We start from the raw sequence: 8,017 nt of genomic DNA on the forward strand, positions 1-8,017 counted from the left end.
GGCGCGTTTTCGTCTGCGGCCAGTGCGCAAGCGGCTTGGAACAAATATGCCAAACGCTACCGCGCATTGAACGGCTTTGCATCCGCTAGCTCGACCGTAACAGTCAATGGCAAGAAACTTGTTCGTCTGGCTGCAATGGGTTTCGGGGACGCAGCAAGCGCACGGGCAACTTGCAAGATGATCAAGTCGCAAGGCGGTGATTGCTTCGTGCGCACCAATGGTGGCGTCCAAAATATCCGCATGGCGAATGCCGCATGGCGTAAGATCGCCGCACGATAAGTTGTTAGTTGTGAACCGCTAAGGGGGCGGCGGGTTTAGGGTCAGGACCTATTAAATGACCTTGCCACCCTTTAGCATATGGCGCACGCGGCCTTGCACCGGCAAGCGGTCGAATGGCGTATTGCCCGCAAGTGCGGCCATGCGGTCACCATCGACTTGCCACGGCGCATCCGGGTCGACGAGAATGAGGTCTGCCTCATACCCTTCTGCTATTTGACCGGCATTCAGCCCCAAGATCTTCGCAGGATTTGATGCCAGCAGTTCGAACAACCGGCCCGTCGAAATCACATCGTCCCGCACGAGGTTGAGCGACAGCGCGAGAAGCGTTTCCGCCCCTGCCATGCCCGGCGCGCTTTCGGAATAGGGCAGGCGCTTGTCCTCTGGCCCGCGCGGGTCGTGCCCCGATGCAATGACATCAATCGTGCCATCGGCAATGGCGGCGATACAGGCCAGCCGGTCGCTTTCCGAACGCAGGGGCGGCGACAGATGGGCGAAGGTCCGGAAATCAGAAACGGCATTGTCGGATAGGAACAGGTGCCCCGGCGTAATGCCGCATGTGATGCGCAAGCCCTTTGCCTTCGCCGCGCGAATAAGGTCCAGCCCGCGCTCGGTCGTCACTTGGCGGAAATGCACATGCGCGCCGCTTTCCTCCGCGAGCAATAGGTCGCGGGCGATGGCAAGTGCTTCGGTGATGGGCGATGCGCTGGATAGGCCCAGCAACGTCGCCGTTTCCCCGGCCGTTGCAACAGCATTGCCCGATAGGCCTGCATCTTCGCTGTGCACAAAGACGGGCAGGTCGAGCGCATGGCAGTAGCGCATGATGCGCAGCAATATGCCGCTATCGGCAATCCATTTGCGTCCTGTGGCGACGCCAACTGCACCTGCTTCTTTCATCAGCGCGATTTCGGCCATCTGCAGTCCGTTTAGGCCCTGCGTTGCTGCAGCGAGCGGGTGCACCCACAGATCGGGTTTCCCCTTGAGCGCGGCAAAGCGGACTGTTGCGGGGTCGTCGTGCACAGGCGACTGGTCAGGCATAAGCGCCGCGCGCGTAATGCCGCCAAAGCGGAACGCTGGCTTGTCGGTTTTGAACACGCCCAGATCAATGATGCCGGGCGCGATAATGAGGTCGCTGGCGTCCAACTGGTTCGCTATCGGGGCGGCTTTTCCAACCGAGGCAATTTTGCCATTTTCGATATGCACATTCAGTGGCTCGGCCTTGTCCGCGCCGGGCAAAATGGCGTGGCCGTTCAGGATGCTGATTCCGGTCATGACCAACCCTCCTGACCGCGTGCTTTTCGGGTGAGTATATCGAGGCACGCCATGCGAACGGCGACACCCATTTCAACCTGTTCGGTAATGGCGGAACGTTCAACATGGTCGGCGACATTGCTTGCAATCTCTACGCCGCGGTTCATTGGACCCGGGTGCATGACCAGCGCATCGGGCTTCGCCAATGCTAACCGGCGTTCATCAAGGCCATATAGATGGAAATATTCGCGGGGCGAGGGGATGAAATCCCCCTGCATACGTTCATTCTGAAGCCGCAGCATCATCACGACATCCGCGCCATCCAATGCCGCATCAAAATTGGTGAAGGTCTGCGCACCAAAGGCCTCGATACCGCTCGGCATCAATGCAGGTGGCGCAACGACGCGGACTTCGGCGCCCAGAGTTTTGAGGCAGAACAGATTTGAGCGCGCAACGCGGCTGTGCAGCACATCGCCGCAGATGACGACGGTTTGGCCCTCAACCCGTCCCTTGCGGCGCATGATGGTCAGTGAATCGAGCAGCGCCTGCGTGGGATGTTCGTGGCTTCCGTCGCCTGCATTGATGACAGGGCAATCGACTTTGCTTGAAATCAGCTGCACCGCACCGGAACTGCCGTGGCGGATGACAATGGCATCGGCGCGCATGGCGTTCAAGGTCATGGCCGTGTCGATGAGCGTTTCGCCCTTTTTGACGCTCGATTGCGCCGCGTGCATATTCACGACATCTGCGCCAAGCCGTTTTCCGGCAATTTCGAACGACAGCAATGTGCGTGTCGAATTTTCAAAAAAGGCATTGATAATAGTAAGGCCCGACAATCGGCCATCATGCTTTGCAGGGCCGGAGCGGTTCAAGGCCACCCATTGTTCGGCCTCTTTCAGGATGTAGAGAATTTCCCATTTCTGAAGTCCAGCGATACCAAGCAAATGCTTGTGCGGAAAAGCGCCCGACCCGCTTGGAAAGCTGTCGGCTGCAAAAGGCTGTGTCCATGTCATTAAAGCGATGCCCTTAAAGGGAAGGGGGGCAATACTCAATCATTTTGTCGGCTATGTCGTGGTTGACCAAAAACCGTCACCCAATGGTCAGCGCATCGATTGCGCCTTGCAGAATGAATGCCGCTGCGCCGCTGTCGATTTTTTCGGCCCGTTTTGCGCGGCTCATGTCGGCGGCAATCATGTCGCGCTCAACCGCTTGGGTCGACCAACGTTCGTCGCGCAACAAAATCGGCAGGCCAAGATCAGCGATGTTGCGCGCAAAAGCACGGCTTGATTGGCTTCGTGGGCTTTCGCTGCCATCCATATTGAGCGGCAAGCCAATGACGATACCGCGCGTGGCGCGGGTCGCAATCGCGGCGCTGAGTAACGCCTTGTCTTTGGAAAACTTGCTCCTGCGGATCAGGTCGGCGGGTGATGCGAATGTCCAGCCAGCGTCGCAAAACGCCGTGCCAATCGTTTTGGTGCCAATATCGAGCCCTATTAACACGCCGCCTTCGGGCAGCTGTTCCAGAAAATCGGCGACGGCGTCAAAAATCATTTCTGAAGAAACTTCCGCAGTCGCAACGTGGCATCCGCCCGCACATTCGCCCAAAACAGCGGGAAATCATACACATGGTAATTGTTGCCGGGCAGGACATATGGACCAACTTCGGGCGGATCACCGATCAATAGAAAGCCCTTTGGATCGCATCGTGCCGGTACGGCACCGACAACAAGCTCGCCGGTTTCCATCGACGCCTCTGGCTTTAACGTGCCCAAATTGGCCTTCATGTCTGCCGCAGCTGCTGCACCACCGTTCAAAGGATTGGTGCACAACATTGCAGTGCCTTTGCGGCTTTTGCCGTTGAAGCCCGTCGTTGCGTCGTAGACTTTTGATATGCGGTCATACTCGGCTGGCTCGGCAAAGCTCTGCCACGCCATGATGCATCCCGTCTGATCCGCACCCGAACATGCGGGCAGCCCCATCGCAGCGACATCATTGTCCACTGAAATTGGCCAGCCAACAACATAAGCGGCGACGATTCGTTTGGCGATTGGTTTGCCTGCAACGCGATCCTTCAACAGATGTGTAAGGTGCAGCGCGCCTTGGCTATGGCCAGCCAATATAATCGGCCGGTCTTTTTGCACCTTCGCTACAAATTCATCGAACGCCAAAAGAACGTCTTGGTAAGCGGCATCCAACGCCTGTTGACCCTCGGGCTTCGTAGTCAGGAACGAGCCAATAGCGGCCTGACGATAGCGGGGCGCCCACATTTCGCCGGTGCTGGCAAATGGCGAAGCTAGGCTGCGCAGGAACAATCTCGCGCGATCCTGCGATTCCGCATCGTCGAGCGGGGCATTCCAATGGTCCCTGCCGATATAGGATGTTGGGTGAACGAAAAATATCGCCGCTGATCCACGCACTTCTGGCTTGGCCGCCCCCACAGGCAACCAGTCCGCTGGATTCTCGGCCTTGCCGGGCCGCGCGAACCACATATCGTTGCTGGCATATTTGTTTGGTTCAAACGCCGCCTGTTTTTCGAACTTTGCCGTTGGCACGAATGCCAGTTCGGTAAGCTCAGCCTCATAAATGCGGATAACGAAACCGCCCGCAATGACGAGGACGATGAGCGCTGCGACGATATAAATGAATTTACGAGCCAAGTTTATGTCCTGAAATTTTGATGCGATTTAGCCGATTGGACGGAAATAGCATCGGAAAATTGAATGCAGCCTGAAAGATTAAGCTTTTCCGTTGAAGCGGGGCAGGCGCAATGCTAGCGGCTGGCTTATGTCTGTAGATAAAGATACCGTGAACAAAATCGCACGGCTTTCGCGCATCGCGATTAGCGATGCAGAGGCTGACAAGATGGTCGGCGAACTCAATGGCATTCTTGCCTGGGTGGAGCAATTGGGCGAGGTCGACGTCACTGGCGTTGAGCCGATGACGGCCGTCATCTCCAATAAGCTGCGCCTGCGCGACGACGTCGTCACCGATGGCGATGTCCGCGACAAGGTGCTTGCCAATGCGCCAGCGAAGGAAGGCAGCTTCTTTGGCGTGCCCAAGGTGATTGAATAATGACTGATTTTTCGAGACTGGGCATAGCTGCCATTCGTGATGGCGTCGCCAACGGCGAATTCAAAGCCGTTGAGGTTGCTGAAGCGCTGAACACGCGCGTTGCTGCGGCAAAGGCACTGAACGCCTTTATCGTGGAAACGCCTGAAATGGCCGTTGCGGCTGCGCAAGCGGTTGATGCCGACCGCGCTGCTGGCAAGCCGCTTGGTAAAATGGGCGGCGTGCCGATTGGCATGAAGGATTTGTTCTGCACCGAAGGCGTGCAGACGACCGCTGCAAGCCATATGCTGGAAGGCTTCGTGCCGACCTATGAGTCGACGGTATCTGCCAATCTTTGGAAGGCTGGCGCAGGGATGTTGGGCAAGCTCAACCTTGACCAGTTCGCCATGGGTTCGTCGAACGAAACCAGCTATTTTGGCAACGTCATTTCGCCTTGGCGCCGCAATGACGGTGGCAACGCCGCGCTTGCGCCGGGTGGTTCATCGGGCGGTTCGTCCTCTGCCATCGCCGCACGGCTGTGCCCTGCTGCGACAGGTACCGACACCGGCGGATCCATCCGCCAACCAGCGGCATTTGTCGGCATTAGCGGTATCAAGCCAACCTATGGCCGCTGCTCGCGCTGGGGCGTTGTGGCATTCGCCAGTTCGCTTGACCAAGCTGGCCCAATGGCACGTGACGTCCGCGATTGCGCGATCATGTTGGAGGCCATGGCAGGCTTTGATCCAAAGGATTCGACCTCGCTCGATTTGCCTGTCCCTGCATGGGAAGCGGGTCTGAACAGCGATCTGAAGGGCAAGCGCATTGGCATCCCCCGCGAATATCGTCTTGATGGTATCGATGAAGATATTGCCAAGATGTGGGATAATGGCATAGCATGGCTGAAGGACGCAGGCGCGGAAATCGTCGACATCAGCCTGCCGCACACAAAACATGCGTTGCCTGCTTATTATATCATCGCCCCTGCCGAAGCGTCATCCAACCTTGCGCGCTATGACGGCGTCCGCTTTGGTTTGCGCGACTTGCCTGAGGGCGCTGGCCTGCAGGATATGTATGCCGCAACCCGCGCCGCCGGCTTCGGCGAAGAAGTGCGCCGCCGCATCATGATCGGCACTTATGTGCTCAGCGCTGGTTTCTACGACGCATATTACACGCAGGCGCAAAAGGTTCGTGCCTTAATCGCACGCGATTTCGAAAATGCATGGGCAAGCTGTGACCTCATCCTCGCGCCAACCGCACCAAGCGCGGCCTTTGGCTTGGGTGAGAAGAACGCCGACCCATTGTCGATGTATTTGAACGACGTGTTCGCGGTGCCTGCCTCATTGGCTGGGTTGCCCGCGATGTCGGTTCCGGGTGGCCTCGACAAGCAAGGCCTGCCTTTGGGGCTGCAGATTATCGGTAAGGCGCTTGACGAACAGGCTGTGCTCAACGCCGGCCTTGCGATTGAGCAGCGTTCAGGATTTACGGCGGAAGCCGGAGAGTGGTGGTAATATGAGCGAGTACCGCATCCAGGGAAACACCGGCGAGTGGGAGGTCGTAATTGGCCTTGAAGTCCATGCGCAGATCACTAGTGAGTCCAAACTCTTTTCGGGCTCCTCCACCGGCTTTGGCGCCGAACCCAACAGCCATGTCAGCCTTGTTGACGCAGCGATGCCCGGCATGTTGCCCGTACCAAACCGCGAATGCCTGCGACAGGCCGTGCGCACCGGCATGGCGATCAATGCGCAGATCAACCGCTGGTCGCGCTTTGACCGTAAGAATTATTTCTACGCCGATTTGCCGCAGGGCTACCAGATTTCGCAGCTGTATCACCCCATCGTGGGTGAGGGCGAAATCGAGGTTACGTTAAACGAAAAAGACCCCGATAGCCCGACCAAGAAAATCGGTATCGAGCGCATCCATGTCGAGCAAGACGCGGGCAAGTTGATGCATGATCAGCATCCAACGATGTCTTTTGTCGATTTAAACCGCTCTGGCGTTGCGCTGATGGAAATCGTGTCGCGTCCTGACATTAGCAGCCCGCAAGAGGCTGGGGCGTATCTCAAGAAGCTGCGTTCCATCCTGCGCTATGTTGGATCGTGCGATGGCAATATGGAGCAAGGCTCCATGCGCGCTGATGTCAACGTGTCTGTCCGCAAGCCCGGTGGTGAACTGGGCACGCGCACAGAGACCAAGAACGTCAACTCGATCCGCTTCATGATGCAGGCGATTGAGTATGAAGCGCAGCGTCAGGTGGATCTGATCGAAAGCGGCGGCGCAGTGGTTCAGGAAACCCGCTTGTTCGACCCGAACAAGATGGAAACGCGCTCAATGCGGTCGAAAGAAGACGCGCATGATTATCGTTATTTCCCGGACCCTGATTTATTGCCGGTCGAACTTGATGACGCGTTTCTGGAGGAATGCCGTGCGTCCTTGCCAGAACTTCCCGACGCAAAACGTGCGCGTTATGAAGCATTGGGCCTTACCGCATACAATGCGGCGGTTCTGACGGCGGAAGCCGAAACGGCGTTTTGGTTTGAAGATTTGTTGGCCGAAGGCGTCGATGCCAAGCAGGCGTCGAACTGGTTGATGTCCGAATTGTTCGGTGCGCTCAACAAGCTGGGCAAGACCTTGGACGAAAGCCCGGTTAATCCAAAGCAAGCGGCCGAGCTTCTTGGCCTGGTTGCCGATGGAACGATCAGCGGCAGCATCGCCAAGCAGGTCTTCGAAATCATGCTTGAGACGGGGCAGGGTGCATCTGCGATTGTCGAAGAAAAAGGCCTGAAGCAGACAAATGATACAGGCGCAATTGAGGCAGAGATTGCCAAGATCATGGCCGCCAATGAAGATAAGGTCACCGAATATCGTTCGGGCAAAGACAAATTGTTTGGTTTCTTCGTGGGCCAGACGATGAAGGCGATGCAGGGCAAGGCCAATCCGCAAATCATCAACGACTTGCTGAAAAAGGCGCTTGGTTAACAGACGATAAGGGCGCAGCGGCGGTTTTGCCGCTTCTGCCCTTGCCCTAGCGGGGCTTTCCCGTTAGAGGCTCCCGTCGTTTGTGAAACGGCAGCTTTTCGTAAGCGGGCGTGGCGGAATTGGTAGACGCACCAGATTTAGGTTCTGGCATCGCAAGGTGTGGGGGTTCGAGTCCCTTCGCCCGCACCACGAAATAGGGAAGTTCCCGGCTGTCGTTGAGCCCGAAAGCCATTTAACGTTTAAGGTGAGGCCAGCCGCTTTGCCTGCAGATAGAGAAGATATTATGCAAACCGTCGAGACACAGAATGAAGGCCTGAAGCGCGCATATCGTATGACGATTACCGCGAAAGACGTCGAATCACGCATCGATGCCGAGGTAAAGAAAATCGCGCCTCAGGTGCGTATGCCCGGTTTCCGCGCTGGTAAGGTTCCAGCCAATCTGGTCAAGAAAATGCATAAGGATTCG

Annotated in this window: 9 protein-coding genes and 1 tRNA gene; 6 read left to right on the forward strand and 4 right to left on the reverse strand. The window is 57.0% G+C overall.

Annotated features, from left to right (window positions below; genetic code table 11):
• Nucleotides 1–279 (forward strand): SPOR domain-containing protein (locus ACIQ0G_RS08635; protein ID WP_397577558.1); only part of this gene is annotated, 279 nt, incomplete at its 5' end.
• Nucleotides 280–330: 51 nt separating this feature from the next.
• On the opposite strand, the gene ACIQ0G_RS08640 is transcribed toward ACIQ0G_RS08635, so the two are convergent.
• From ACIQ0G_RS08640 to ACIQ0G_RS08655, 4 genes are all read right to left on the reverse strand, one after another.
• Nucleotides 331–1,548, reverse strand: a complete 1,218-nt coding sequence (locus tag ACIQ0G_RS08640; RefSeq protein ID WP_397577559.1) for a dihydroorotase family protein — start codon at nt 1,546–1,548, stop codon at nt 331–333.
• On the reverse strand, nt 1,545–2,540 hold the full coding sequence (locus tag ACIQ0G_RS08645; protein ID WP_183941042.1) for an aspartate carbamoyltransferase catalytic subunit: 996 nt from the start codon (nt 2,538–2,540) through the stop codon (nt 1,545–1,547). The genes ACIQ0G_RS08640 and ACIQ0G_RS08645 overlap by 4 nt, the downstream gene beginning before the upstream one ends.
• Nucleotides 2,541–2,616: 76 nt before the next feature.
• Complete coding sequence (gene ruvX, locus ACIQ0G_RS08650; protein WP_397577560.1) at nt 2,617–3,078, reverse strand: Holliday junction resolvase RuvX; 462 nt, start codon at nt 3,076–3,078, stop codon at nt 2,617–2,619.
• Nucleotides 3,075–4,184: a DUF3089 domain-containing protein gene (locus ACIQ0G_RS08655; protein ID WP_397577561.1), complete on the reverse strand. Its 1,110-nt coding sequence runs from the start codon at nt 4,182–4,184 to the stop codon at nt 3,075–3,077. Before ACIQ0G_RS08655 ends, ruvX begins: the two co-directional genes overlap by 4 nt.
• Nucleotides 4,185–4,311: 127 nt before the next feature.
• On the opposite strand from ACIQ0G_RS08655, the gene gatC reads away from it, so the two are divergent.
• The 5 genes from gatC to ACIQ0G_RS08680 form a co-directional block, all read left to right on the forward strand.
• Nucleotides 4,312–4,599, forward strand: coding sequence for an Asp-tRNA(Asn)/Glu-tRNA(Gln) amidotransferase subunit GatC (gatC, locus tag ACIQ0G_RS08660; protein ID WP_306063945.1), 288 nt, complete (start codon nt 4,312–4,314; stop codon nt 4,597–4,599).
• Complete coding sequence (gene gatA / locus ACIQ0G_RS08665) at nt 4,599–6,083, forward strand: Asp-tRNA(Asn)/Glu-tRNA(Gln) amidotransferase subunit GatA (RefSeq protein WP_397577562.1); 1,485 nt, start codon at nt 4,599–4,601, stop codon at nt 6,081–6,083. Before gatC ends, gatA begins: the two co-directional genes overlap by 1 nt.
• 1 nt (nt 6,084) lies before the next feature.
• Nucleotides 6,085–7,551, forward strand: a complete 1,467-nt coding sequence (gatB, locus tag ACIQ0G_RS08670) for an Asp-tRNA(Asn)/Glu-tRNA(Gln) amidotransferase subunit GatB (protein ID WP_397577563.1) — start codon at nt 6,085–6,087, stop codon at nt 7,549–7,551.
• A gap of 104 nt (nt 7,552–7,655) precedes the next feature.
• Nucleotides 7,656–7,740 (forward strand) — tRNA-Leu (locus tag ACIQ0G_RS08675).
• Between the two features lie 94 nt (nt 7,741–7,834).
• On the forward strand, nt 7,835–8,017 hold a 183-nt coding region (locus tag ACIQ0G_RS08680), incomplete at its 3' end, for a trigger factor (RefSeq protein ID WP_397577564.1).

It is taken from the genome of Sphingorhabdus sp. (assembly GCF_044354325.1).
Lineage (GTDB): Bacteria > Pseudomonadota > Alphaproteobacteria > Sphingomonadales > Sphingomonadaceae > Sphingorhabdus_B.

Excerpts from the sequence above, each read along its gene's own strand:
- gatC (WP_306063945.1), top strand. The coding sequence starts at position 4,312 with ATGTCTGTAGATAAAGATACCGTGAACAAAATCGCACGGCTTTCGCGC.
- ACIQ0G_RS08645 (WP_183941042.1), bottom strand. The coding sequence starts at position 2,540 with ATGACATGGACACAGCCTTTTGCAGCCGACAGCTTTCCAAGCGGGTCG.
- gatB (WP_397577563.1), top strand. The coding sequence starts at position 6,085 with ATGAGCGAGTACCGCATCCAGGGAAACACCGGCGAGTGGGAGGTCGTA.
- gatA (WP_397577562.1), top strand. The coding sequence starts at position 4,599 with ATGACTGATTTTTCGAGACTGGGCATAGCTGCCATTCGTGATGGCGTC.
- ACIQ0G_RS08640 (WP_397577559.1), bottom strand. The coding sequence starts at position 1,548 with ATGACCGGAATCAGCATCCTGAACGGCCACGCCATTTTGCCCGGCGCG.
- ruvX (WP_397577560.1), bottom strand. The coding sequence starts at position 3,078 with ATGATTTTTGACGCCGTCGCCGATTTTCTGGAACAGCTGCCCGAAGGC.